Origin of the sequence: Streptomyces sp. NPDC056222 (assembly GCF_042264065.1) — a bacterium.
Taxonomy (GTDB): domain Bacteria; phylum Actinomycetota; class Actinomycetes; order Streptomycetales; family Streptomycetaceae; genus Streptomyces.
Genome location: NZ_JBHJTL010000029.1, coordinates 1 through 24,162, shown reverse-complemented (window position 1 = coordinate 24,162; position 24,162 = coordinate 1). Strand labels below are relative to the sequence as shown.

The window sequence follows — 24,162 nt, the reverse complement described above, 5'->3', positions numbered from 1 at the left end:
ACCGGGTCAGTCGCCGTCCTCCAGCCGGAAGCCGACCTTCAGTCCGACCTGGTAGTGCGCGATCGCCCCGTCGACGAGGTGACCGCGCACCTGTGTCACCTCGAACCAGTCGAGGCCGCGGAGCTTCTGCGAGGCCCGGTCGATGCCGTTGCGAATGGCCTGGTCCACGCTCTCCGTGGAGGTGCCGACGATCTCGGTGACGCGGTAGGTGTGGTTCGACATGAGGGCCGAACTCCTCTCCTTGGACCTTGGGGGTCACTCCACCGTGCCCCACCACGCCCCGGTCCGCGACACGTCGGGCGCCGGGTGGTCGGCGGCACCGTCGGAGAGGGCGAGCCGGGAGACGATCCGGTAGCGGTCGCCCCGGTACAGCGAGCGGACGCACTCCACCGGCCGCCCGCCCGTGTCCGAGGTGACGCGGTCGAAGAGCAGGGCGGGGGAGAGCACGGGGACGCCGAGCAGTTCGGCCTCCTCCTCGCTCAGGACGGTCGGCTCGATCGACTGGACGGCGTGCGCCGTCCGGATGCGGCACCTCTCGCGCAGATGGGCGTAGAAGCCGCTCTCCATGTCGGCGGGGGTCAGGCCGGGCACCAGATCCGCGGGGACGTGCAGATGCTCCAGGGCGATCGGAGCCCCGTCGACGTGCCGCAGCCGCGCCACGTACACCAGCTCGGCCGCGGGGGAGACCTTCAGCTTCCGTCCGATCCGCGCGCCCGCCCGTACGGTACGGAACTCCAGCACCGTGCTCGTCCAGCTGCCGCGGCTCCGGGGCGCGCCCGCCGCGTGGTCCTCGGCGACGAGCTCCTGGGTGATCTTGGCCGGTGCGACGAACATGCCGCGCCCGTGCTCCCGTACCAGCACGCCCGTCGCGACGAGTTCGTCGACGGCGGCGCGCAGGGTGGGGCGCGAGACACCGAGCGTGGCGCACAGGGTGCGTTCGGAGGGGATGGCGTCGCCGGGGCGGCGCCCGTCGACCACGGCCAGCAGATGCTCCCGTACCCGCTCCCGCTTGAGCCCCATCGCATGTCCTCCCCGGCCTGTCGTCCGCCGGTCAGTATGCATCCCCGGCCGTCGAGGAGGTCACGACGCCGTCGCGGGTGAAGTCGAGCCGGGAGACGATCCGGTAGCGGTCGCCCCGGTACACCGAGTGGACGTACTCCACCGGTCGGCCCGAGGTGTCGAGGGTGAGGCGCTCGATCAGCAGCGCGGGGGAGAGGACGGGGACGTCCAGGAGGGCCGCCTCCGCCTCGCTGACGACGGTGGGCTCGATCGACTGCGTCGCCTCCCGGACATGGACGCGATGGTGGTCCCTGAGATGGTCGTAGAGATCGCCGGCCTCCAACTCCTGTGCGGTGAGCGCGGCGGGGACGAGATCCGCCGGGATGTGGAGGTGCTCGATCGCCATGGGGGAGCCGTCGACCAGGCGGAGGCGGGCGATGTAGAGCAGCTCGGCGGCGGGGGAGAGGCGGAGCTTGCGGCCGATGCGCGCGCCGGCCCGGAGCCTGGCGGACTCGAGCACCGTGCTGGACCAGCTTCCGGAGGCGCGGGGAACGGTGAAGGCCGCGTCGTCCGGGGCGAGTTGCTGGGTGATCTTGGCCGGCGCGACGAACATGCCGCGCCCGTGCTCCCGTACCAGCACGCCCGTCGCGACGAGTTCGTCGACGGCCGCGCGCAGGGTGGGGCGTGAGACGCCGAGCGCGGCACACAGGGTGCGCTCCGAAGGGATCGGTTCACCGGGGCGGCCCGCCTCGATCAGACCCAGCAGATGCTCCCGTACGCGCTCTCTCTTCAGCACCCCGCCCGAGGGGCCGTCCTTCATGTGCTCTCCCTGACTGGTCAACTGGTAAGTCTCATCCTAACCAGACCTCCTCTCCGACGATTGGGTGAACAGCGCATATTTTTCAAGGGGTTGACGGTCACATTGGTCCATGCCACCTTCTGGTCACGCATCTGACCACTTGACCAATTGGTCAACCATCCATCGAGGTGCCCGTGAAGATCCGCCCCCTCGCCGGCCCCGTCGCGCTCATGGCGACCCTGGCTCTCTCTGTCACCGCCTGCGGTTCCACCGACGACCCCGCGAACGCCGACGGAGCCGCGAAGGTCACCGTCTGGATCATGAAGGACAGCGTCACCGACGACTTCCTCACCCGCTTCCGCACCGACTTCGAGGCGACGCACCAGGGCACCACCCTCGACATCCAGATCCAGGAGTGGGACGGCATCGGCGAGAAGGTCACCGCGGCCCTGGCCAGCAAGGACGCCCCCGACGTCATCGAGGTCGGCAACACCCAGGTCGCCCAGTACGCGGCGAGCGGCGGCGTCCGTGACCTCAGCGCCAAGGTCGCCGAGCTGAACGGCGCCGACTGGCTGCCCGGCCTCGCCGAGCCCGGCAAGGTCGACGGCAAGCAGTTCGGCATCCCCTGGTACGCCGCCAACCGTGTCGTCATCTACCACAAGGAGCTCTTCGCCAGGGCCGGCGTCACCGCCCCGCCGAAGACCCGTGCCGAGTGGCTCACCGTCACCGCGAAGCTCAACAAGGGCTCCACGCAGGGCATCTACCTCCCCGGACAGAACTGGTACACCCTGTCGGGCTTCATCTGGGAGGAAGGCGGCGACCTCGCCGTGCAGAACGGCAAGGAGTGGAAGGGCGCGCTCGACACCCCGCAGGCCCTCGCGGGCATGGACTTCTACCGGCAGCTCCAGGCCCTCGGCAAGGGCCCCAAGGACTCCGACGAGGCCAAGCCGCCGCAGGCCGATGTCTTCGCCAAGGGTGACATCGCCCAGATCATCGCCGTGCCCGGCGGAGCGAAGATCGTCGAAGAGGCCAATCCGGCGCTCAAGGGCAAGCTCGGCTTCTTCCCGATCCCGGGGACGACGGCGGACAGGCCCGGCGCGGTCTTCACCGGCGGCTCCGACCTCATCGTCCCCGAGGCCTCCGCCCACCCCGACGCCGCCTACGAGGTCGTCAAGGCGCTCGCCGGCGAGAAGTGGCAGACGGAGATGGCCAGAACGATGAGTTACGTCCCCAACCGCACCTCGCTCGCCCATGTGATCCAGGACGACGAGGGCACAGCGGCCATGGCCGCCGGCGCCGCGCAGGGCCGCGCCACGCCCAACTCCCCGCAGTGGGCCGCCGTGGAGGCCACCAACCCGATCAAGCAGTACATGACCGCCGTGCTCACCGGCACCGACCCGGCGCGGGCCGCCAAGGACGCGTCGGAGAGCATCACCAAGACCCTCGGCTCGTGAGCGGGCCGCGTCGCGGGGCCGCCGCCCTCTGGCCATACCTCCTCGTCGCCCCGACCGTCCTCGGCGGCGCCCTGCTCCTCGGCTACCCCCTCGTCCGCAACCTGCTGATCTCCTTCCAGCGGTACGGAATGGGCGAACTCATCCGGGGCGGCGCCGGGTTCGTCGGCTTCCAGAACTACCGGACGGTCCTGGCCGACCCGGAGTTCTGGGAGGTCGTCCGACGCACCTTCTGGTGGACGCTCGTCAACGTCGTCCTGATCATGGTGATCGGCACGCTCGTCGCGCTGATGATGCGGCGGCTCGGCCGGCGGATGAGGATCCTGGTGACGAGCGGGCTCGTCCTCGCCTGGGCCAGCCCGGTCATCGCCACCACCACCGTCTTCCAGTGGCTCTTCGCCTCCCGCCTCGGCATCGTCAACTGGGTACTCGTACGCCTGGGATTCACCTCCTTCGAGGGGTACTCCTGGCTCGCCGACGGCACGGCCGCCTTCACCGTCCTCGTCCTGCTCGTGGTGTGGCAGTCGGTCCCCTTCGCCGCTATCACCCTGCACGCCGCCCTGCTGACCGTCCCCGAGGAGCTGTACGAGTCCGCCCGGCTGGACGGAGCCGGCGCCTTTCGGATCTTCCGCTCGATCACCCTGCCGCTGCTCCGGCCGATCTTCGGTCTTGTCCTGTGCCTCGAAGTCATCTGGGTCTTCCGCTGCTTCGCCCAGATCTGGGCCGTCACCCGGGGCGGCCCCGGCGAGGCGACGACCACCCTGCCGGTCTACGCGTACCGGATCGCCCAGTCGCTCCACCGCTACGACCTCGGCGCGGCCGTCTCCACCCTGACGGTGCTCATCCTCGTCGCCGTGCTGATCGCCTACTTCCGTCAGATGCTCCGGCAGGAGGCCGACCGGTGAATCCCCGCGCGCTGCGCCGACTCCCCCTGAACACCGCCGCCGCGACCGTCTTCGCGCTCGCCGTCTTCCCGGTGTACTGGATGGTCTCCACGGCCTTCAAGCCCACCCCCGACATCCAGGCCGAGACCCCCGTCCTGCTGCCGACCTCCCTCACCCTGGAGCACTTCGCGCACGCCGTCGAGGCGGACGGATTCTGGCTCTTCTGGCGCAACAGCCTGATCGTCACCGCCGGTTGCGTCCTGCTCGCGCTGGTGGTGGCGCTCGGCGCCGCCTTCGCCGTCGCCCGGATGCGCTGGCGCGGCCGGCGCGCCTTCGTCCTCATGGTCTTCATCGCGCAAGTGGCGCCCTGGGAAGCGCTGTTGATCCCGATGTACGTCATCGCCCGGGACGCCGACCTGCTCGACCGGCTCGGAACCCTGACCCTGATCTACTTCATGATCACCCTGCCGTTCACCGTCGTCACCCTCCGCTCCTTCCTCGCCGCCGTCCCCGCCGAGCTCGAGGAGGCCGCCCAGGTCGACGGCTGCACCCGCGCCGAGGCCTTCCGCCGCGTGACCCTTCCCCTGCTGGCCCCCGGTCTGCTGGCCACCTCGCTCTTCGGATTCATCACCGCCTGGAACGAGTTCGCCTTCGCCAACATGCTCATCATCAAGAACCAGGACGACCGGACGCTGCCCGTCTGGCTCTCCTCCTTCTCCAACGTCTTCGGCACCGACTGGGGCGCCACCATGGCGGCGTCCACCCTCTTCGCCCTGCCCGTCCTCGTCCTCTTCCTGGTCCTGCAGAGCCGGGTCGCCGCCGGGATGACCGGCGGAGCCGTGAAGGGATAGCGCGCCGTCATGCCCGTGCCCCAGCTCGTTCCCCACCCCACCCAACTCACCGTTCTGTTCGGCAGGTTCACCTTCGACGCCGATACCGCCCTCAAGATCGCCCCCGGTGCCCGGGTCGCCGCGGAGCTGCTCCGCACCCTCCTGGGGCCGGCCACCGGACTCCGGCTGCCCGAGCGCCCGGACGGCCCCGTCGTCCTCGCCCTCGACCCGGCCCTCGGCGGCCTCGGTGACGAGGGATACGGCCTCACCGTCGGCCCCGAGGGCGTCCTGCTGCGCGCCGCCCGCCCCGGTGGCCTGCTCGCCGGAGTCCAGACACTCCGTCAACTCCTCCCCGTCCAGGCCCTTCTAGACGAACCCGTCACCGGCGTCGACTGGTCCGTGCCCTGCGTGCAGATCACCGACGTGCCCCGGTTCTCCTGGCGCGGAGCCATGCTCGACGTCGCCCGCCACTTCAGGCCCGTCTCCTTCCTCCGGAGATACGTCGACCTCCTCGCCCTCCACAAGCTCAACGTCCTCCACCTCCACCTCACCGACGACCAGGGCTGGCGCATGCCGATCGCCGGCCGCCCCCGGCTCACCGAGATCGGCGGCCTCCCGCACGGCGGTGCCTACACCCGCTCCGAACTCGCCGGTCTGGTAAGGCACGCGGCCGAACGGGGCGTCACCGTGGTGCCCGAGATCGAGATGCCCGGCCATGCCCGAGCGGCCCTGGCCGCCTACCCCGAACTCGGCAACCGACCGGACCGCGCCCTGGACGTCTGGGACCGCTGGGGTGTGTGCGACACCGTCCTCGGAGTCCACGACGGGGTCCTCGACTTCTGCCGCGACGTACTCGACGAAGTCCTCGACGTCTTCCCCTCGCCGCACATCCACATCGGAGGGGAGGAGTGCCCGACCACCGAATGGCACGCCTCGCCCGTCGCCCGCCGGCGCGTCGCCGAGGCGGGACTCGACGGCCCGGACGCCCTGCACGGCTGGTTCATGGAACAGATCGGGCGCCATCTCCTCGACGCCGGCCGCCGACCGCTCGGCTGGACCGAGACCGGCGCCGACCTCCCCCCGTACTTCACCGTCATGCCCTGGCGGGACACCGTCCACGGGCGCACGGCGGCCCGCCGGGGCCACCAGGTCGTCATGGCTCCCCACCGCTCCACGTACCTCGACTACCCCCAGTCGGCCAGGTTCGACGAGCCGCCCGGTCAGCCGGGCGCCGTCGTCGATCTGCGCGCCGTCCACGGCACCGACCCCGCCCCGGCCCACTGGAGCCCGGAGGAGACCGCGCGGGTCCTCGGCACCCAGGCGCAGCTGTGGACCGAGTTCGTCCCCACCGCCGCGCACGCCGAGTACCTGACCTTCCCCCGGCTCTGCGCCCTGGCCGAGACCGCCTGGACCGGGCGCCGGGACTGGCCGGGCTTCCAGGCCCGGCTGTGCCACCACCGGACCCGGCTCGACACCCTCCGGGTGCCGCGCCGCCTTTCCCCCACCTCCGTCCAAGGAGAGGAACCCCGATGAGCAACCGACCGATGAGTGCCCGACCGATCGGTGCCGGCCTGCGGATCCGCGCCGCACTCGCCGTCGCCGCCGTGACCGGCCTCGGTGCCACCGCGCTGACCGCGCTCCCGGCCGCCGCGGCCGGCGAGGCCGTCACCGTCCAGTACCGACAGAGCTCCACCGGGAGCGACCAGGTGGAGCCCTGGCTCAAGGTGGTCAACACCGGTTCGTCGAGCGTCCCGTTGAGCCAGGTCAAGGTGCGCTACTACTTCAAGGCCGATCCGGGAGCCTCGTACACCTACGCCTGCTCCTGGGCGGTGAAGGGCTGCGCCAATCTGACCGGAACGTTCGGCACGCTCGCGAATCCCACCGCGACCGCCGACCGCTATCTGGAGGTCGGCTTCACCGCCGGTGCCGGCAGCCTGGCCCCGGGCGCCGACACGGGCGACATGCAGCTGCGCTTCCACCGCTCCAACTGGCAGCCGCTGAACCAGAACGACGACTACTCCTTCGGCCCGGCCCAGACCACGTACGCGAACTGGAGCAAGGTCACCGCCACGGTCGGCGGCGCCCCGGTCTGGGGCACCGCGCCGGCGGGGAACGAGCCCACCCCGACGCCGACCGACCCGACCACCCCGCCGCCCACCGGCGGTTCCGCGCTCTTCGACGACTTCGACTACACCGGCCACACCGACCCGGCGATCGCCGCCCACGGCTGGAGCGTGCGCTCCAACTCAGGCGGACCGGGCGTGCCCGGCGCCGGCTGGGCGCCCGAGAACGTGACCTTCGCCAAGGAGGGCACGAACTCGATCATGAACCTGAGGACCTCGACGGCCGGGACCGCCGAGTCCACCAAGCAGACAGAGATCCTCACCCGGTCCATGAAGTTCAAGAACGGCACCTACGCCGCCCGGGTCCGCTTCTCCGACGCGCCGCTCTCCGGGCCGGACGGCGACCGTCTCGTCCAGACCTTCTTCACCATCAACGACCTCAAGGCGCCGATGGCGGACGACTACGCCGAGTACGACTTCGAGTACCTGCCCAACGGCGGCTGGGGCGAGCCCGCGAACATCCTCTACACCACCTCGTGGGAGACCTACCGGCCCGACCCCTGGGAGGCGGTCAACCAGCACTCCGAGGTCCGGGCGAGCTACGCCGGCTGGCACGACCTCGTCCTGACCATCGACGACAACACGATCGTCTACTACGTCGACGGCCAGGAGTTCGGCCGCCACGACGCCCGCTACCTCCCCGAGCGCCCGATGTCCATAAACTTCAACCAGTGGCTGATCGACCTCGCCGGCCAGACCTCCACCACGGCGCGGTCCTACGACCAGAAGGTCGACTACGTCCTGCATGTGAAGGACCAGGTCCTGACCCCGGCCCAAGTGGCCGCCAAGGTCGCCGCGTACCGCACGGCGGGCACGGCCTTCGAGGACTCCGTACCGGCCGTCCCGTAGCACCTGCCCCGCCCGTACCGGGCATAACGGGCGGGCGTGCCCGGCACGCCCGCCCCGAACCGGATCGTTCGGGACTTGACCGGTTGGTTGGTCCAGACCAGAATCCAGGCCACATACCCGCGCGAACACGCCGTTCGGTCCCCCCACGACGGGTCAGCTCCCCATGCCGCACTCCATTTCATGGAACGCAGAAGGTGACCTACGTGAAGAACCGCCATCTCGTCTGTCCGCTGGCAGCCGCCACCGCCCTCGCCCTCGCGGGCTGCGGCCTCCTGCCCGGCGCCGCCGAAAGCACCCGCACGGTCGACGTCTGGCTGATGCGCGACAGCGTCAGCGAGGACTTCCTCGCACGCTTCACCGAGGCGTACGAGGCCGAGCACGAGGGCATCGAACTGGAGTTCACGTTCCAGGAGTGGACGGGGATCGGCAAGAAGGTCACCGAGGCGATCAGCGGCGAGGGCGGCCCCGACGTCATCGAGGTCGGCAACACCCAGGTCGCCCAGTACGCGGACACCGACAAGCTCTACGACCTCACCCTGGAATCCGTGCGCGACCTCGGCAGCGAGGACTGGCTGCCCGGTCTCGCCGAGCCCGGCAGAATCAGCGGAGCCCAGTACGGCATCCCCTGGTACGCCGCCAACCGTGTCGTGATCTACCACAAGGACCTCTTCCAGCAGGCCGGCATCACCAAGCCGCCCGCCGGCCGGGCGCAGTGGCTCGAGGACACCGAGAAGCTCAACCGCGACGGCTCCCAGGGCATCTACCTCGCGGGACAGGACTGGTACACCCTGGCGGGGTTCATCTGGGACGAGGGCGGCGAACTCGCCGAGGACAAGGGCGGCGACTGGATCGGTGCCCTCGACAGCCCGGCCGCGCTGCGCGGCATGGAGTTCTACAAGGAGCTGCAGTCGCTCGGCTCCGGACCGAAGAACGCCGACGAGCAGACCCCGCCCCAGGCCGAGGTCTTCGCCAAGGGCGATGTCGCCCAGATCATCGCGACCCCCAGCGCCGTCGCCGCCATCACCAAGGCGAACCCGGCGCTCGAGGACAAGCTGGGCTTCTTCCCCATACCCGGCAAGAAGGCCGGACAGCCGTGCGCCGTCTTCACCGGCGGCTCCGACCTGATCGTCCCGGAGAACGCGCCCGAGCGGAACGCGGCCATCGACGTCGTCAAGGCGCTGGCCGGGGAGAAGTGGCAGGCCGAACTCGCCCGTGCCATGAACTACGTCCCCAACAAGAGCTCCCTCGCCTCAGTCGTCGAGGGCCAGGAGGCCACCGCCGTCATGGCCGTCGGCGCGGCCCGCGGCAGGGCCACCCCCAACTCCCCGCAGTGGGCCGACGTCGAGGCGTCCAACCCCATCAAGCCGTACATGTCCGCGGTCCTGGAGGGCGAAGACCCGAAGAAGGCCGCCGAGTCGGCTTCGGAGCAGATCACGCGGACCCTCGCCGAATAGCATTCAGCGACCGCACACCCGCGATCCCCCGAACGGTCATGTCGAATCCAGTCGGTCACGGAAGAAGTAAGGAGCCGGACCACCGCTCACCCGGTCCGGCCCTCACCGTCCCCCTTCCGTACGCCGGAGGAGCCCGACATGCCCGCACCGTCGCCCGCAGCCGCCGCGGCCCCCGCTGTCCCCGTCCCCGCCGGTCTCCCCGTTCCCGCGGGTGCCCCGTCGGGTGCCACCGCCACGGCCGTCCCGTTCGCCGGTGTCCCGGCCCAGCCGCAGCCCCGGTCCGCGGTCCCGGCCGCCGACCCGGAGCCCCGCTACGTCGTCTGTCTCGCCCGCACCCAGGAAGACGTCCGCGCCGCCCAGCGCCTGCGTCACCAGGTCTTCGCGGGCGAGATGGGCGCCCGACTCGACGGACCCGAGCCGGGCCTCGACATCGACGCCTTCGACGCCTACTGCGACCACCTCCTGGTGCGCGAGGAGGCCACCGGAGAGGTCGTCGGCACGTACCGCGTCCTGCCGCCCGACCGCGCCCGGATCGCCGGACGCCTCTACTCCGAGAGCGAGTTCGACCTCGGCCGGCTCGCCCCCGTCCGCGACGACCTCGTCGAGGTCGGGCGCTCGTGTGTCCACCCCGCCCACCGCAACGGCGCCGTCATCGCCCTGATCTGGGCCGGGCTCGCCCGCTACATGACCCGCACCGGCCACAACTGGCTCGCCGGGTGCTGCTCGATCCCGCTCGCCGACGGCGGCAGCCTCGCCGCCGCCACCTGGGACACGGTCAAGGCCAAGCACCTCGCCCCCGAGGAGTACTGGGTCACCCCGCACAAGCTCTGGACCCCCGACGGGATCACCCGCCCCCAGGGCCGCGTCGAGCTCCCGCCGCTGCTCCGCGGCTATCTGCGGCTCGGCGCATGGGTCTGCGGCGCACCCGCCCACGACGTCGACTTCGGCGTGGCCGACCTCTACGTCCTGCTGTCGCTGCGCAACACCAACCCCCGCTACCTGCGCCACTTCCTCTCCCTCGCGCCGGCGCAGTGACCGCCGCCGGTTCCGCCTCCGCCTCGCCCTGGCTGCCGACCTCGCCGTGTGCCCCCGATCCCTGCGCACGGCACACGGATCCGACCGCCGGGCCCGTACGGGCAGCGGCCCGGCTTGCCGGGGGCGTCGCCGCCGTCCTGGTCGGGGTGCTGCTCGCACCCCTGGCGGCGCCGCTGCCGCCCGCCGGACGACGGGCGCTCGCCCGCCGCTGGTGCCGAGTGGTGCTCCGGGCCTTCGGCGTCCGTCTGAAGGTCACCGGAGTCCCCGCCCCCGCCGACGGGCCCCTGCTGATCGTCGCCAACCACATCTCCTGGCTGGACATCCCCCTCGTGGCCGCCGTCCTGCCCGGTCGGATGCTCGCCAAGAAGGAGATCCGGGGCTGGCCGGTGCTCGGGCCGCTCGCGGCCCGGGGCGGCACCCTCTTCATCGACCGCGACCGGCTACGGGCCCTGCCCGCCACCGTCCGCTCGATGGCGCGGGCACTGGCGGGCGGCGGCCGGGTGATCGTCTTCCCAGAAGGGTCCACCTGGTGCGGCCGGGGCGGAGGAGCCTTCCGGCCGGCCGCCTTCCAGGCCGCCCTCGACGCCTCCGTCCCCGTCCAGCCGGTACGGCTGGAGTACCGGCCGACCGGGCCCGCCGCGTTCGTGGGGGACGATCCGCTCGCCGCCTCGCTCTGGCGGATCGCCGCGGCCCGCGGGCTCACCGCGGAGATCCGGATATTGGATCCGATATCCAACGTCCAATATCCGGACCGCCGCTCCCTGGCCCGGGCGGCTCAGAGAGCCGTCGCCAGCGACAGCGCGAACCGCCCCTCCTTGTCCGTCCACCAGCGGGTCAGATCCAGCCCGGCCTCCGCCAGCTCCGCGCGCACGCCCGCCTGACGGAACTTCGCCGACACCTCGGTCCGTACCTCCTCGCCCGCCTCGAACGGCACCACCAGATCCAGCTCGGGAATCTTCACCGTGAGCGCGTGGCGCGCCCGCAGCCGCATCTCGATCCACTCCCGTTCGTGGTCCCAGAGCGCCACATGGTCGAAGTCGTCCGGCTGCACATCCGCGTCCAGCTCGCGGGCGATCACCGCCAGCACGTTCTTGTTGAACTCCGCCGTCACCCCGGCGGAGTCGTCGTACGCGGCGACGAGCGTCGCCTCGTCCTTCACCAGGTCCGTGCCGAGCAGCAGGGCGTCGCCCGGCGCCAGCATCGCCCGCACCGAACGCAGGAAGACCTCGCGCTCGTGGGGCAGCAGATTGCCGATCGTGCCGCCCAGGAACGCCACCAGACGCGGCCCCGGTGTGCCCGGCAGGGCCAGCCCCCGGGTGAAGTCGGCGACCAGGGCGTGGATGTGGAGCCCGGGCCGCTCCGCGAGCAGCGCCTCCGACGCACCCCTCAGCGCCGACTCGCTCACGTCCACCGGTACATAGCTGTCCAGCTCGGGCAGCAGCGCGTCGATCAGGAACCGGGTCTTCTCGGAGGAGCCGGAACCCAGCTCCACCAGCGTCCGCGCCACCGTCGCCGCGGCTATGTCGTGGGCACGGGCGATCAGGATCTCCCGCTCCGCGCGGGTCGGGTAGTACTCGGGGAGCCTGGTGATCTCCTCGAACAGTTCACTGCCGCGCGCGTCGTAGAACCACTTCGGCGGCAGTTCCTTGGGCAGGCGGGTCAGACCGTGCAGGACGTCGGCGCGCAGATCGGCGTCCGTGGCGTCCTCGGGAAGGGTGCGGGTCAGCTGGAAGGGGCTCACGAGGAGGGCTCCTTGAGCGAGGTGAGGGTGACATCGGCGCGGGTGGCGGTCAGCAGGGTGCGGTCCGGCACCTCGCGCCAGAGCGGATCGTCGTCGTACGGCTCCGAGCCGACGACCGTGCGATCGGGGCGTTTCAGATACCAGAGGGAGTTCCCCCAGCTGGTCGCGGTGATCTCGGTGCCGTCGGTGAGCAGGAGGTTGAGCCGGGACTCCGGGTCGGCCTCGGCGACCTCCCGTACGGTGTCGGCGAGCGCCCGCCCGGGCGCGTCGCCGGCCCGCAGCCGGTGCAGTACGAGACCCCACACCAGCGCCGAGTCCGTGCGGGCCTCCAGGGCGAGAAGTTCCCCGGCGGTCAGCGACGCGGCCAGCGGAGTGAGCGAGTCGGGCCAGCCCGCCACCGCTCCGTTGTGGCTGAACAGCCACGGCCCCGCCGCGAACGGGGCCGCCGCGGCCTCCCCGTCCGCGCCCGGCCGGGTGGCGCCCCGGACCGCTGCCAGCAGCGCCCCCGTGCGCACCACCCGCGCCAGATCGGCCAGGGAGCGATCGCCCCAGATGGGTGCGGCCCGGCGGTAGCGGGCCGGCACCGGGTCGCCGTCGGCGTACCAGCCGACGCCGAAGCCGTCCGCGTTCACCACCCCACTGACCTGGCTGCGCGGCTGCCAAGCCTGCCGCTCCAGCGAGTGCGGCGGCCGCAGCAGCAGCTCGCCGAGTGGCACCGGATCGCCGAGAAAGGCGATATGACGGCACATCAGGCGAGCTCCGCATCCCGCGCGGTCCGGAACCCGGAGAAGATCTGCCGGCGCACCGGCAGGTCCCAGTTCCGGAAGGTACCCCGGCAGGCCACCTCGTCCACCGCGAAGGACCCACCGCGCAGCACCTTGTGCGCCGGACCGAAGAAGACCTCCGAGTACTCCTTGTACGGGAAGGCCGTGAATCCCGGATACGGCAGGAAGTCGCTGGACGTCCACTCCCACACGTCCCCGATCAACTGCCGTACCCCGAGCGGCGAAGCGCCCTCCGGATAGCTTCCCGCCGGGGCGGGCCGCAGATGACGCTGGCCGAGATTGGCGTGCTCGGGCGCAGGGTCGGCGTCGCCCCACGGATAGCGGCGCGAGCGCCCGCTCGCCGGATCGTGCCGGGCCGCCTTCTCCCACTCGGCCTCGGTGGGGAGCCTGCGTCCGGCCCAGCGGGCGTAGGCGTCCGCCTCGTACCAGCTGACATGCACCACCGGCTCGTCCTCGGGCACCGGCTCCGTCACGCCGAACCGGCGCCGTGTCCACTGGCCGCCGTCGCGCCGCCAGAACAGCGGTGCGGCGATGTCGTGCCTACGGATCTGCTCCCAGCCCTCCGCCTGCCACCAGCGCTCGTCCGTGTAGCCGCCGTCCGCGACGAACGCCATATAGGCGCCGTTGGTGACCGGGACGGTGTCGATGAAGAACGCCGGGACCATTCGGGCGTGCGCCGGACGCTCGTTGTCCAGCGCCCAGGGCTCGTCCGACGTGCCCATCGTGAACGACCCGCCGGGGACCAGGACTTCGGCGGTCAGCCCGCCGACGCCGGTGGCCGGCGGTGGGGGAGCGGTCAGAGCCTGCGGTCCCTTTCTCAGCTGATGGGTGATCAACATGGTCTCGTCGTGCTGCTGTTCGTGCTGGGCGATCATCCCGAAGGCGAACGCCGCCTCGACGAGCGGCCGGCCCTCCAGCGGGGTGGTCGCCAGCACGTCCAGGACCCGGCCGCGTACATCGGAGGCATAGGCCCGGGCCTCGGCCGGAGGCAGCAGGGGCAGGGTCGGCCGGCTGGCGCGCGGGTGCTCGAAGGCGTCGTAGATCGAGTCGATCTCCGGGCGCAGCGCGTCACGCCCCGCGACCGCCCGCCACAGCCACTGCTCCTCCTGGTTTCCGATGTGCGCCAGGTCCCACACGAGTGGAGACATCAACGGGGAGTGCTGCGCGGTGAGTTCGTCGTCCTCGACACAGGAGGTGAGCAGCGCGGTACGCTCCCGCGCCGTCGTGAGCGCGTCGAGAGCACGCCGACGCAGGGCCGAGGGATCCGTCGTCACGGTCATGACGCCACCTCCTGGAGTTCGTCGGCGGGACAGCTGCCGGGGAGTACGTACCGTTCGTGGAAGGCGGCCACCGCCTGCTGCACGGCCGGGCTCGCCCCGATCCGGGGGAGCGCCTCCAGCGCGGCGGGGAACGCCACGAGGGCCGCGGTGTGCAGGTCGGGGTCGGTGAGCCCGTCCCTGGCCGCGGCCAGCCAGAGCGGGTTCCGCGGAGCCGCCTGCGGACCGGCCCGCTCGGCCAGGGGCTTGACCGCCCGGTACACGCTCTCGGCGGCTTCCGGATCGTCGAACAGCGCGGCGGCCACGGCCACCGGCACGATCCAGCCGTCCGGACCGCGCTGCGCGTCGACCATCCGCAGCTCCAGATGCCCTCGCGGCCGCACCGGCGGGAAGAGCGTCGTCAGGTGGTACCGCAGATCGTCCTCGTCGGCCGGTCGGGGGAGGCCGGTGCGCAGCCACTTGCGGAAGGTGAGCCCCTCCGGCACCTCCCACGGTGCCTCATCGCCCCGTACGCACATCACCGGGGTGTCCAGCACATGCTTCGCCCAGGCAGCCCGGGGTTCTCCGTCCGGGGCCGGGGCGAGCGCCCGGGCCGGGTCGAGGTCGGTCCAGAGCGCCTGCCGCGTCGACCGCCAGCCGGTGCGCCGCCCGCCGTGGACGGGCGAGTTGGCGAACGCGGCCACAAGGACCGCGCCCAGCAGATGGGCCAGCTGCCACCGGCGGTGGTAGCCGAGCGGTCCCGGCTCCTCCTGACCCGCGTCCAGACAGATCTGGACCGACGCCGAGTCGCACATCATGGCCCGGCCGGACGGTCCCGTGCGATCGAGAGCGGCCTCCATCGCGTCGTACCGGGGCTCGCGGAGCAGCCGGTCACGCGGCGCGTTCCAGGGATCGACCCCGTATCCGCTGAGGGAGAGTCCGAGGGGGGAGAGCGCGTCACGTACGGCGCGGAGATCGGCCGAGAGTGTGTCGACGCACCCCATGAGCGAGGCGGCGGGCGGCGAGCTGAGCTCCAGCTGTCCGCCGGGTTCGAGGGTGATGGCCGAGGCCAATGGCAGGGACCGTACGGTGTCGACGGCCGAGGCCAGCCGCTGCGGTCGGACGGGAAGCCGCGGGTCACGCAGCTCGTGGACGAGCCATTCCACCTCCACCCCGAGCGCGCGGGGTGGGCCCGTCTTGAAGCAGATACATCGCAGCAGGTCCTCGGCCTCGTCCTCGGTGAGGGCGGAACCGCTCTGCGGTATGCCGCTCGACGACATGTCGTTCCTCCTGTCTCGGAAGGCGCTGATTCCACCTAAAGCCACGTCCGACCGGCGTGCAAGAGCGCCCCCTCGGCAGCACGGTGAATATCCCGTTGCCCCGGAGGAGCCGATTCGATCAAGCTTGCGCGCATGAGTGCACGACTGCGGGGGATCGCGAAGCAGACCGAGGAGATCGTCGAAGCGGGCCGATACCGGGCTCCCGGCGGCCGGATGGTCTCGATCGAGGCGGAGCTGAGCGCGGCCGTCGCCGGGACCCGGCTCCACGGCCCCGAGCCCGTCCCCGTCCCCCTCGCCCCGGACCCCCACCGCACCACCGTCATCACGGTCACCGACGAGAGCAGCCTGGTCGCCGCACGGCGGCTGACCAGGGACGGTGCCGCCCCGGTGGCCGTCCTGAACTTCGCCTCCGCCCGCAACCCCGGCGGCGGCTACCTGAACGGCGCCCAGGCCCAGGAAGAGGCCGTCTGCCGCGCCTCCGCCCTCTACACCACGCTCCTGCGCGCCCCGGAGTACTACGCGCACCACCGGGCCGAGAGGGACGCCTTCTACACGGACCGGGTGATCCTGTCGCCCGGCGTCCCCGTCTTCCGCGACGACCGCGGAGAGCTTCTGAGCGAGCCGTTCACGGTCGGGTTCCTCACCTCGCCCGCGCCCAACGCGGGCGTGATCCGCCGGCAGAACCCCGAGCTCGCCGACCGCGTCCCCGCCGCGCTCGCGGGCCGCGCCGAGCGCGTCCTGGAGACCGCCGTGGCGGGCGGCTACCGCCGGCTCGTCCTCGGCGCCTGGGGCTGCGGCGTCTTCCAGAACGACCCCGCCGAGGTCGCCGGCGCCTTCCGGGCGCTGCTGACGGACGGGGGCCGCTTCGCCGGCCACTTCGACGAGATCGTCTTCGCGATCCTCGACCGCACCAAGGACCGGGCCACGCTCGGCGCCTTCCAGCGGGTACTCGCGGGCGCCTGACCGGCTACGACCAGCCGTAGCGCTCGATCAGGCGCTCCACCACGCGGTCGAATCGCGGCCGGTCCAGGGCGCACGCCTCCCGGCGCATCCCCGCCTCGTGGACCCGCAGCACCCGGTCCAGATCGACCCAGGACTCGCGGCGCGCGCTGTCCCAGTCGCCGACCCCGATCGCCACCCACTCGCGATCGCTGTCATGGCGCTTGCTGGACAGCTGGACGGCGAGCAGCGTCCCGGCCTCCTCCCGGGCCACCACCAGCACCGGACGGTCCTTGCCCCGCCCGTCGTTCTCCTCGAAGGGCACCCAGGTCCACACGATCTCCCCGGGATCCGGGGCGCCGTCGCGGTCGGGGGCGTAGGACGTGCGGACGGGGCCGATCGCGTGCGGGTCGGCCTCGGTCGTGGAGTACTGGAAGGTCGTCACGGGACCACCGTAGGGCCCCGCCCGGGCGCGACGTCCCTGACATGCGGTGTTCGTACCCGCGTGCGAGGCTGAAAACGGCCCCAGCGTCCGATTCTCGCTGTCAGGAGGCACGATCGTGGGCAAGAAACAGACCCGGGTGAACCGCGGTGCCCGTACGGGCGGTCATGAACACAGGACCGAGGCGACGGCGAAGGAACAGACCCCTGCCGTACGTGAGACCCCGCGGCCGATCATCGAACAGGTCTCCCACAAGAAGGAGCGGAAGTTCGGCCACAACTGACTTCCGTACCACCGACTTCCACACGACTGGACATCCGACGGATCTGCCGCGGACGCACGACCGGGGCCCGACGCCAGTACGGCGCCGGGCCCGGCCTGTCGTCGTGCTGCGGAGCGGCTAGTCCTGGTCGTCCCCGACCGGGATCGCCTCCGCCCGGGGAGCCGGCGGCGCCGCCCCGTTCACCGAGGGCGCCACCGCGGTCCGGGCGTCCGGACCCATCGTCGAGAGCAGCTGACGGGCCAGACCGAGGCCCGTCCCGCCCATGGTCAGCGCCTTGGCGAACATCTCCGCCATGCCGTCGGCGCCGTTCAGCAGGACCATCTGGTCCACGTTGCCGAAGGCGGACGCGCCCGCCTCGACGATCTCCGGCCACTTCTCGGCCAGCTGCTGGGCGACCACGGCCTCCTGGTTCTCGGCGAGCGCCGCGGCCCTCGCCTTGATCGACTCGGCCTCGGCCAGACCCTTGGCCCGGGTCGACTCGGCGATGGCGAGCCCCTTCGCCTGCTGGGCCGCCGCCTCCGCCTCACCGGTCAGCCGGGTCGCCGTCGCTTGCGCGGCACTGGCCAGCTCCGTCTCCTTGGCCTCCGCCTGCGCCGCCGAGATCCGGGCGTCGCGTTCGGCCTCGGCCCGCGTCCGGGTCTTGTACGCCTCGGCGTCCGCGGGTTTGCGGACATCCGCCTGGAGCTGCTGCTCCTTGCGGTGCGCCTCCAGCTCGGCGACCCGGGTCTCCTGGACGACGACCTCCTGACGCGCCCCGGCCTCGGCCAGCGGACCGGCCTGCCGGGCCTTCGCGGACGCCTGGTCCCGCTCGGCCTGATAGCCGGCCTGGAGGATCTCGCTGTCGCGGGTCGCCTCCGACATCCGCGCCGCGGCCTGCTGTTCGGCCTCGGTCGCCCGCCGGTTGGCCTCCGCCTGCGCGATACGGGCGTCGCGCTGGACCGCCGCGGCGTGCGGCGCGGCCAGGTTCTTGATGTACCCGGTCGGGTCCTCGATCTCGTGGATCTGCAGCGAGTCGACGATCAGACCGAGCTTCTCCATCTCCGTGCCACAGGCCGAACGGGCCTGCCCGGTCAGCTTCTCCCGGTCACGGATCATGTCCTCGACCGTCAACCCGCCGACGATGGCGCGAAGATGACCGGCGAAGACGATGTGCACCCGCTCCGACATCAGCTTCTGCTGGTCGAGGAAACGGCGGGCCGCGTTGGCGATCGACACGAAGTCGTCGCCCACCTTGAAGATCACCACACCCCGGACCTTGAGCGGAATGCCCTGGTGGGTGACGCACTCCACCTGCAGCTGGGTCTCGTTGAGGTCGAGCGACAGCTTCCGTACCGCCTGGACGCCCGGCAGCACGAGCGTGCCGCGCCCGGTGACGATCCGGAAGCCCATCCCCTCGCCGAGCCCCTCCATCTTGTGGTTGGAGCCGGAGATGATGAGTGCTTCATTGGGTTCCGCGACGCGCCACATCAGTTTGAACAGTGCGATGAGAACGAGGACGGCGGCGATCGCGCCGCCCGCAAGGATGCCGATGCCCATGGGCAGCTCCCCCTTCACCGGAGCCGTGCGGATCCGGTGAAGGGAGTGTGCGCCTCCTCACGGCAGGCGCTCAATGGATCGGTCAACTGTCGTACGCGGCTGTGACATAGACGGTGCGTGGAGGGAGATGTTCCATGACCATCACCACCGTTCCGGTCTCGATCCGCTCCTTGGGATTGGCGGCGTGGGCGAGGAAGTGCTCCGCGCCGCCCCGGATCCGGACGATCACCTCGCCGACGAGGCCGGGTCCGACGGTGCCGGTGACCCGGCCGAGCATTCCGACCATCGAGACGTCGTCCATGACCAAAAGGTACGTCAGATCCAGCCGTCCAGGGCGGTCATGAACCCTTCGAAGTCGTCCCGGTGGATCGTATGACCCGCGCCCACGACCGTACGGAGTTCGAACCCGCGCTCCTTGAGCATCCGGGCCTTGTCGGCCGGGATCAGGAAGCTCGGGTCGGCCAGCGTGATCAGTGACGGGACGAACGGCCGCACGGGCCACATGTCCCGGCCGACGACGTCGACCAGACCGTGGGCGGTCCGCTCGTCCCAGAGCTTCACCGTCTCGACCTCGATGTCGAGATCCACCTCCGCCCAGCGGCGGTTGAGGATCCTGATGTGCTCGCGGGTGAGGGACTTGCCCTGGGTGAACAGCTCCGGGCGGTAGCCCTCCTCCCCGGCCGGCAGATGCCAGGCCGGGTCGGAGTAGACCGCGCGGCGCGGCGCGAGCCGCTCCACCGCGGCCGCGAGGGCCAGTGCGCCGAGCGAGTGACCCACAGCCAACTCGGCCCCGGCGGGCAGGGTTTCGACGAGGTCGTCGGCGTAGTCCGACGGGCGGTAACCCTCGGGGCCCTCGGCGCGCGGGCTCACGCCGTGACCGCGCAGGTCCACGGCGATCACCCGGTAGCCGCGCTCGGCCAGGGCCGGTCCGACCTGCCGCCACGTGCGGTGGTCGGCCATGATGCCGTGGACCAGCAGCGCGATCCGGTCACCGGATCCCCAGGTGGTGGTGTTCAGTCGCACGTCGATGCCTCTCGGGTGTCGTCTTCTCGTCTTCAGCGCACGGTACGGATCGGGCGCACGGCGAGCGCCCCGAGCACCGACAGTACGGCGGCGACCAGGAAAAGCGCGGTGTATCCGCCACTCGTCGAGACGATGAGCGAGGCGACGAACGGCGCGACGATCTGCGGCCCGGCGTTGGCGACGTTGAGCACGCCCATGTCGCGGGCCGCGTCCTCGGCCTTCGGCAGCACCATGGTGACCAGCGCCGTGTCCACGGCCATGTAGCAGCCGAAACCGAGACCGTTGACGGCGGAGAAGGCGAGCATCGCTGCCCAACTCGTCGACACCGCCGGGATCGTGAGGGCGACGGCGGCGAGCGCGGCCGAGGCGCCGACGAACAGCTTGCGACGGTCGTAGCGGTCGGAGAGCCAGCCGCCCAGCACCGTGGAGACGACCATGGCGACCGCGTTGAGCGGCATCAGGACCGCCACGGCCTCCTCGGCCGTGAGCCCGGCCGGCAGGTCGGTGTGGTCCTTGAGGATGTACAGCTGGAAGCCGGCGACCGCGAAGTAGCCGAGGATCAGCAGCGCGCGGCCGATGAACGCCCAGCGGAAGTCGTGGTCCTTCAGCGCGCCGCCGAAGACGGCGATCTGCTGCTTCACGGGCAGCGGGGCCTTGGCGGGCATCCGCTGCTCGCGGGCGCAGGTGGTGAACAGGACGGCGGCGGCCGCCACGATCACGCCGAAGACCAGATAGCCGGTGCGGTAGTCCTCCGAGAACGCGGCGCCGATCAGCGCGCCGATGGTGGAGCCGATGGGCAGGCCGAGCCCGACGGCCGCCGACGCCTTGCCGCGCGAGGCCATCGGCACGCGGTCGGGCACGACCGAGGTGATGGCGGCCTGGTAGACGTTCATGACGGCCTGGCCCAGACACCAGGCGATCATCACCAGCAGGATCGTGTGCACGCTGCCGAGCAGGAACATCACGGGTATCGCGAGCAGGCCGCCGGCCAGGATCCAGGGGTTGCGCCGCCCCGAGCGGTCCGAGAGCGCGCCGGCCACCGGGTTGAACACGGTGGCGAAGATGGCGGAGACGCCGGAGACCAGGCCGAAGTTGGCCACCTTGTTCGCCGGATCGATGTCCTCGATCTGGAGCGCGAGGAGCATCCCGGGGACACCGACGTACAGCGCGTACATCGCCGTGTTGCCGGTCAGGAGCAGGGACAGCAGACCGCGGGTCGGCCCGGGGGCCGAGGGGGAGCCGACGCCGGGGGTGGTGGAGGCGGTGGTGCCGGAGCCCGGGGAGGAAAGGGCCACAGTGCCCTCCTGAGGAGATCGCCCGTGCGGGGCGAGGAGCGGATCGAGGGTGGGTGACACGTGTCAGTGACACGTGTCAGCACTGTGTAGCACTCGATTCCGGCCATCCGCCAGACCTTGGGCCGGATTGGTCTGGAAGGATGCCGGAGCGATGAGCCAGTCACCCAGACAGTCCGCCGAACGTGCCGTCCCGACCAGTGCCGATGTCGCGCGCCTCGCGGGCGTCTCCAGAGCGACCGTGTCGTACGTGCTGAACAACACCGCGGCCGTACGGATCAGCGAGCCGACGCGCCAACGGGTGCGCGAGGCGGCGGAGGAGCTCGGCTACGTGCCCCACGCCGCGGCCCGCAGCCTGCGCGCCGGCCACAGCCGGATGGTCCTCCTGCCCACCGCGCAGGTGCCCATCGGCCCGCTCTACAGCACCTTCTTCAACGAACTCCAGTGGGCCCTGCGCCGCCTCGACTACACCGTGGTGCAGTACGGCAGTCTCGGCCTCGACGGAGACGAGGCCGCCCGGGCCTGGGCGGAGCTCCGCCCGGTCGCGGTGGTCTCCTTCGGCGAGGTCGAGCTGACGCCGAACGGCGTCGAGATCCTCAAGCGCTCCGGGGCGAAGGCCGTGATCACCGTCGGCCCTCAGCGGGTCGCGGGAACGCACGCCCTGGTCATGGACCAGGGGAGGGTCGGCCGCGTCGCCGCCCAACATCTGCTCGAGCGGGGCCGGCGCCGGATCGGCGTGGTGGTTCCCGAGGAGCCGGGTCTGGAGATGTTCTCGGGCCCCCGGCTGGACGGCGCGCGGCAGGCGGTGGTGGGAACGGACGCCGCTGTCGTACCCCTGCCGCTGCGATACGAGGAGGATTCGGCGAACGAGCTCGCCGGGCGGTGGCGTGAGCTCGGGCTGGACGCCGTCTTCGCGTACAACGACGAGTACGCGATGCTGCTGATGCGTGCCCTGCAGGATGCGGGGATCTCCGTCCCGGAGGAGACGGCGGTCGTCGGATCCGACGACCTGCTGCTCGGGAGGCTGCTGCGGCCCAGGCTGACAACGGTCCGGATCGACATGGTGATCGGCCGGCGCCTCGCGGAGCTCGTCGACAGCGCGGTACGCGATCCGGAGGGCACTCCGGAGGCACGGGAGCTGATGGCCTCGCAGGTCGTGCCCCGGGAGTCCAGCTGAGCGCTCGACTCCGGAAGTCGAGCTCGGTGCTCACCCCCTGGGGTCCCGCTGAGCGCTCGGCTTCGGGGGGTCGAGCTCGGCGCTCGGCCTTCGGGGCCCAATGAATGCTTGGGTCCGGGGTCCCGCTGAGTGCTCGCCCCGGCGGTCGGCTGAGCGCTCGGGGCCGCGGCGGCTTAGCGTCGAGGCATGAGCACCTTTCCGAGGCGTTTCGAGATCCTTCTCGTTCCCGAGCACGTGGAGGACCGGGGCGGACGGTCCGTCGAGGACAGCGCGGTCCGGTCGGCGGTCGTCGAGGCCACCGGCCGGACCGGCTCTTCGGGGTATCCGCGCTACGAGGGCCACGGCCTGGCCGCGGACATCGACCCCGAGACCCGCACCGTCGAGGCGCTGCTGGTCGACGGCCGCGAGCTGGACTACGGTCTGACGGCGCTGATCCGGCACGCGACGGGGGAGTGACCCGCGGGTTCCGGTGGTATCGGTTCATCCGCCACGCATCGATGTGGGGGACCGTTGACATGAGGCGCCGCCCGACGGAGACTCGGCGCGCACGAAATGAAGGAAAATTCACCAGACGAACGCCGCATCCGAAGGTCACGTGGGAGAGAACCGATGAGCATCCGCGACGTCTACATCGTCGACGCCGTCCGTACGCCGATCGGCAAGTTCGGGGGCGCGCTCTCCTCCGTGCGGCCCGACGACCTCGCCGCACACGTGGTGAAGGCGCTCGTGGATCGTACGCCCGACCTCGACCCGGCCCGGATCGACGACGTCTACTTCGGCGACGCCAACGGCGCGGGCGAGGACAACCGCGACGTGGCCCGCATGGCCGTCCTGCTCGCCGGGCTCCCCACCTCCGTCCCGGGCGTCACCGTCAACCGCCTCTGCGGCTCGGGTCTCGAGGCGGTCATCCAGGCCGCCCGCGCCGTCGCGCTCGGCGACGCCTCGGTGGCGATCGCGGGTGGTGTCGAGTCGATGTCCCGCGCCCCCTGGGTCCTGCAGAAGCCCGAACGCGCCTTCCCGGCCGGCCACCAGCAGCTCCACTCCACGACGCTGGGCTGGCGCATGACCAACCCGCGGATGCCCGCCGAGTGGACGGTCGGGCTCGGCGAAGGCGCGGAGCTCGTCGCCGACAAGCACGGCATCACCCGCGAACAGCAGGACGCGTTCGCCCTGGCCAGCCACCAGAAGGCCGCCGCGGCGTGGGGCAAGGGGCTCTACGACGGCGAGGTGGTGCCGTACACGGGCGTGGACCTCGCTCGCGACGAGTGCATCCGCGACACCACCTCGATCGAGGCTCTCGCCAAGCTGAAGCCCTCGTTCCGGAGTGAGGGCGGCACGGTCACCGCGGGCAACGCCTCGCCGCTCAACGACGGCGCCGCGGCCCTCCTCCTGGTCGACGAGGACGGGCTTCGGGAGACCGGCCGCGAGCCGCTGGCGCGCATCCGCGCCTCCGCCGTCACGGGGATCGAGCCGCAGCTCTTCGGCCTCGGTCCCGTCGAGGCGGTCCGGCGCGCCCTCGAGAAGTCGGGACGCTCCTTCGCCGACCTCACGACGTTCGAGCTGAACGAGGCCTTCGCTGCCCAGTCGCTCGGCTGCCTCGCCGAGTGGCCGGAACTCGACCCCGAGATCGTCAATCCGCGCGGTGGTGCCATCGCCATCGGCCACCCGCTGGGTGCCTCCGGCGCGCGGCTCGCCGGCTCGGTGGCCCACCAGCTCGCCGCAGCGGGCTCGGGCACCGGCCTCGCGGCCCTGTGCATCGGCGTCGGCCAGGGGCTGGCGCTGGTCCTGGAGCGCTGAGCTTGCGGGTCTGAGCCGGCGGAGCTGAGTCGGCAGGGCTGAGCCTGCGGGGCTGGGCCGGCGGCGCTGAGCTTGCGGGGCTGAGTCGGCTGGGCCGGGCCGGCGGAGGGTGAGCCAGGGCGCTCGGCCTTGCACGTCCGCGTGACCGCGGAATGCCGGAGGGGCGGTACGGGAGATCCCGTACCGC

General features: G+C 71.6%; 25 protein-coding genes. 13 read left to right on the top strand and 12 right to left on the bottom strand.

Features of this window, described 5'->3' with window-relative positions; translation table 11 throughout:
* Positions 1-6 precede the first annotated feature (6 nt).
* Genes ACFC0D_RS16240 through ACFC0D_RS16230 form a run of 3 tightly spaced genes read right to left on the bottom strand, consistent with a single transcriptional unit; the run spans position 7 to position 1,819 of the window.
* A complete protein-coding gene (locus tag ACFC0D_RS16240; RefSeq protein ID WP_376435547.1) occupies positions 7-222 on the bottom strand; it encodes a dodecin in 216 nt (71 codons plus the stop codon).
* A 33-nt stretch (positions 223-255) separates the two neighbouring features.
* Positions 256-1,020 carry a GntR family transcriptional regulator gene (locus tag ACFC0D_RS16235; protein WP_376435544.1) on the bottom strand — a complete coding sequence of 255 codons (765 nt, stop codon included), beginning with the start codon at positions 1,018-1,020 and terminating at the stop codon, positions 256-258.
* A gap of 31 nt (positions 1,021-1,051) precedes the next feature.
* Positions 1,052-1,819 carry a GntR family transcriptional regulator gene (locus tag ACFC0D_RS16230; protein ID WP_376435681.1) on the bottom strand — a complete coding sequence of 256 codons (768 nt, stop codon included), beginning with the start codon at positions 1,817-1,819 and terminating at the stop codon, positions 1,052-1,054.
* A gap of 173 nt (positions 1,820-1,992) precedes the next feature.
* On the opposite strand from ACFC0D_RS16230, the gene ACFC0D_RS16225 reads away from it, so the two are divergent.
* The 8 genes from ACFC0D_RS16225 (at position 1,993) to ACFC0D_RS16190 (ending at position 11,305) form a co-directional block, all read left to right on the top strand.
* On the top strand, positions 1,993-3,252 hold the full coding sequence (locus ACFC0D_RS16225) for an extracellular solute-binding protein (protein ID WP_376435542.1): 1,260 nt from the start codon (positions 1,993-1,995) through the stop codon (positions 3,250-3,252).
* Positions 3,249-4,154 carry a carbohydrate ABC transporter permease gene (locus ACFC0D_RS16220; protein WP_376435539.1) on the top strand — a complete coding sequence of 302 codons (906 nt, stop codon included), beginning with the start codon at positions 3,249-3,251 and terminating at the stop codon, positions 4,152-4,154. Before ACFC0D_RS16225 ends, ACFC0D_RS16220 begins: the two co-directional genes overlap by 4 nt.
* Positions 4,151-4,984 (top strand): carbohydrate ABC transporter permease, encoded by an 834-nt coding sequence (locus tag ACFC0D_RS16215; protein ID WP_376435536.1) that lies wholly within the window; start codon positions 4,151-4,153, stop codon positions 4,982-4,984. Before ACFC0D_RS16220 ends, ACFC0D_RS16215 begins: the two co-directional genes overlap by 4 nt.
* 9 nt (positions 4,985-4,993) lie before the next feature.
* Complete coding sequence (locus ACFC0D_RS16210) at positions 4,994-6,496, top strand: beta-N-acetylhexosaminidase (RefSeq protein WP_376435533.1); 1,503 nt, start codon at positions 4,994-4,996, stop codon at positions 6,494-6,496.
* Positions 6,493-7,935: a cellulose binding domain-containing protein gene (locus ACFC0D_RS16205; RefSeq protein WP_376435531.1), complete on the top strand. Its 1,443-nt coding sequence runs from the start codon at positions 6,493-6,495 to the stop codon at positions 7,933-7,935. Before ACFC0D_RS16210 ends, ACFC0D_RS16205 begins: the two co-directional genes overlap by 4 nt.
* A gap of 203 nt (positions 7,936-8,138) precedes the next feature.
* The gene (locus tag ACFC0D_RS16200) at positions 8,139-9,389 is read left to right on the top strand and encodes an extracellular solute-binding protein (protein WP_376435678.1); all 1,251 of its coding nucleotides are present in this window, start codon (positions 8,139-8,141) and stop codon (positions 9,387-9,389) included.
* Between the two features lie 138 nt (positions 9,390-9,527).
* Complete coding sequence (locus tag ACFC0D_RS16195; protein WP_376435528.1) at positions 9,528-10,424, top strand: GNAT family N-acetyltransferase; 897 nt, start codon at positions 9,528-9,530, stop codon at positions 10,422-10,424.
* Positions 10,421-11,305: a lysophospholipid acyltransferase family protein gene (locus ACFC0D_RS16190; protein WP_376435525.1), complete on the top strand. Its 885-nt coding sequence runs from the start codon at positions 10,421-10,423 to the stop codon at positions 11,303-11,305. The genes ACFC0D_RS16195 and ACFC0D_RS16190 overlap by 4 nt, the downstream gene beginning before the upstream one ends.
* On the opposite strand, the gene egtD is transcribed toward ACFC0D_RS16190, so the two are convergent.
* Genes egtD through egtA form a run of 4 tightly spaced genes read right to left on the bottom strand, consistent with a single transcriptional unit; the run spans position 11,200 to position 15,486 of the window.
* Complete coding sequence (gene egtD, locus ACFC0D_RS16185; RefSeq protein ID WP_376435522.1) at positions 11,200-12,165, bottom strand: L-histidine N(alpha)-methyltransferase; 966 nt, start codon at positions 12,163-12,165, stop codon at positions 11,200-11,202. The genes ACFC0D_RS16190 and egtD overlap by 106 nt on opposite strands.
* Positions 12,162-12,914 (bottom strand): ergothioneine biosynthesis protein EgtC, encoded by a 753-nt coding sequence (gene egtC, locus ACFC0D_RS16180; RefSeq protein WP_376435520.1) that lies wholly within the window; start codon positions 12,912-12,914, stop codon positions 12,162-12,164. The genes egtD and egtC overlap by 4 nt, the downstream gene beginning before the upstream one ends.
* A complete protein-coding gene (egtB, locus tag ACFC0D_RS16175; protein ID WP_376435517.1) occupies positions 12,914-14,230 on the bottom strand; it encodes an ergothioneine biosynthesis protein EgtB in 1,317 nt (438 codons plus the stop codon). The genes egtC and egtB overlap by 1 nt, the downstream gene beginning before the upstream one ends.
* Positions 14,227-15,486: an ergothioneine biosynthesis glutamate--cysteine ligase EgtA gene (egtA, locus tag ACFC0D_RS16170; protein WP_376435515.1), complete on the bottom strand. Its 1,260-nt coding sequence runs from the start codon at positions 15,484-15,486 to the stop codon at positions 14,227-14,229. The genes egtB and egtA overlap by 4 nt, the downstream gene beginning before the upstream one ends.
* Before the next feature lie 132 nt (positions 15,487-15,618).
* Between egtA and ACFC0D_RS16165 the strand changes: the two genes are divergently transcribed.
* Positions 15,619-16,449 carry a TIGR02452 family protein gene (locus tag ACFC0D_RS16165; RefSeq protein ID WP_376435512.1) on the top strand — a complete coding sequence of 277 codons (831 nt, stop codon included), beginning with the start codon at positions 15,619-15,621 and terminating at the stop codon, positions 16,447-16,449.
* A 4-nt stretch (positions 16,450-16,453) separates the two neighbouring features.
* Here the strand turns inward: ACFC0D_RS16165 and ACFC0D_RS16160 are convergent, their stop codons facing one another.
* Positions 16,454-16,870 (bottom strand): type II toxin-antitoxin system PemK/MazF family toxin, encoded by a 417-nt coding sequence (locus tag ACFC0D_RS16160; protein WP_376435509.1) that lies wholly within the window; start codon positions 16,868-16,870, stop codon positions 16,454-16,456.
* A 115-nt stretch (positions 16,871-16,985) separates the two neighbouring features.
* On the opposite strand from ACFC0D_RS16160, the gene ACFC0D_RS16155 reads away from it, so the two are divergent.
* Positions 16,986-17,150 (top strand): hypothetical protein, encoded by a 165-nt coding sequence (locus tag ACFC0D_RS16155; RefSeq protein ID WP_175439183.1) that lies wholly within the window; start codon positions 16,986-16,988, stop codon positions 17,148-17,150.
* Between the two features lie 117 nt (positions 17,151-17,267).
* On the opposite strand, the gene ACFC0D_RS16150 is transcribed toward ACFC0D_RS16155, so the two are convergent.
* From ACFC0D_RS16150 to ACFC0D_RS16135, 4 genes are all read right to left on the bottom strand, one after another.
* On the bottom strand, positions 17,268-18,686 hold the full coding sequence (locus ACFC0D_RS16150) for a flotillin family protein (protein ID WP_376435505.1): 1,419 nt from the start codon (positions 18,684-18,686) through the stop codon (positions 17,268-17,270).
* 82 nt (positions 18,687-18,768) lie between these two features.
* Positions 18,769-18,987, bottom strand: coding sequence for a hypothetical protein (locus ACFC0D_RS16145; RefSeq protein WP_329113158.1), 219 nt, complete (start codon positions 18,985-18,987; stop codon positions 18,769-18,771).
* 14 nt (positions 18,988-19,001) lie between these two features.
* Positions 19,002-19,709 (bottom strand): alpha/beta fold hydrolase, encoded by a 708-nt coding sequence (locus tag ACFC0D_RS16140; RefSeq protein WP_376435502.1) that lies wholly within the window; start codon positions 19,707-19,709, stop codon positions 19,002-19,004.
* Positions 19,710-19,741: 32 nt separating this feature from the next.
* Positions 19,742-21,004: an MFS transporter gene (locus tag ACFC0D_RS16135; RefSeq protein WP_376435499.1), complete on the bottom strand. Its 1,263-nt coding sequence runs from the start codon at positions 21,002-21,004 to the stop codon at positions 19,742-19,744.
* A gap of 151 nt (positions 21,005-21,155) precedes the next feature.
* Between ACFC0D_RS16135 and ACFC0D_RS16130 the strand changes: the two genes are divergently transcribed.
* The 3 genes from ACFC0D_RS16130 to ACFC0D_RS16120 all read left to right on the top strand — a co-directional run bounded on the left by ACFC0D_RS16130 (position 21,156) and on the right by ACFC0D_RS16120 (position 23,975).
* Positions 21,156-22,178 carry a LacI family DNA-binding transcriptional regulator gene (locus ACFC0D_RS16130; RefSeq protein ID WP_376435496.1) on the top strand — a complete coding sequence of 341 codons (1,023 nt, stop codon included), beginning with the start codon at positions 21,156-21,158 and terminating at the stop codon, positions 22,176-22,178.
* A gap of 186 nt (positions 22,179-22,364) precedes the next feature.
* Positions 22,365-22,634, top strand: a complete 270-nt coding sequence (locus ACFC0D_RS16125; RefSeq protein ID WP_376435494.1) for a hypothetical protein — start codon at positions 22,365-22,367, stop codon at positions 22,632-22,634.
* Between the two features lie 153 nt (positions 22,635-22,787).
* On the top strand, positions 22,788-23,975 hold the full coding sequence (locus tag ACFC0D_RS16120; RefSeq protein ID WP_376435491.1) for a thiolase family protein: 1,188 nt from the start codon (positions 22,788-22,790) through the stop codon (positions 23,973-23,975).
* Positions 23,976-24,162: the final 187 nt, after the last annotated feature.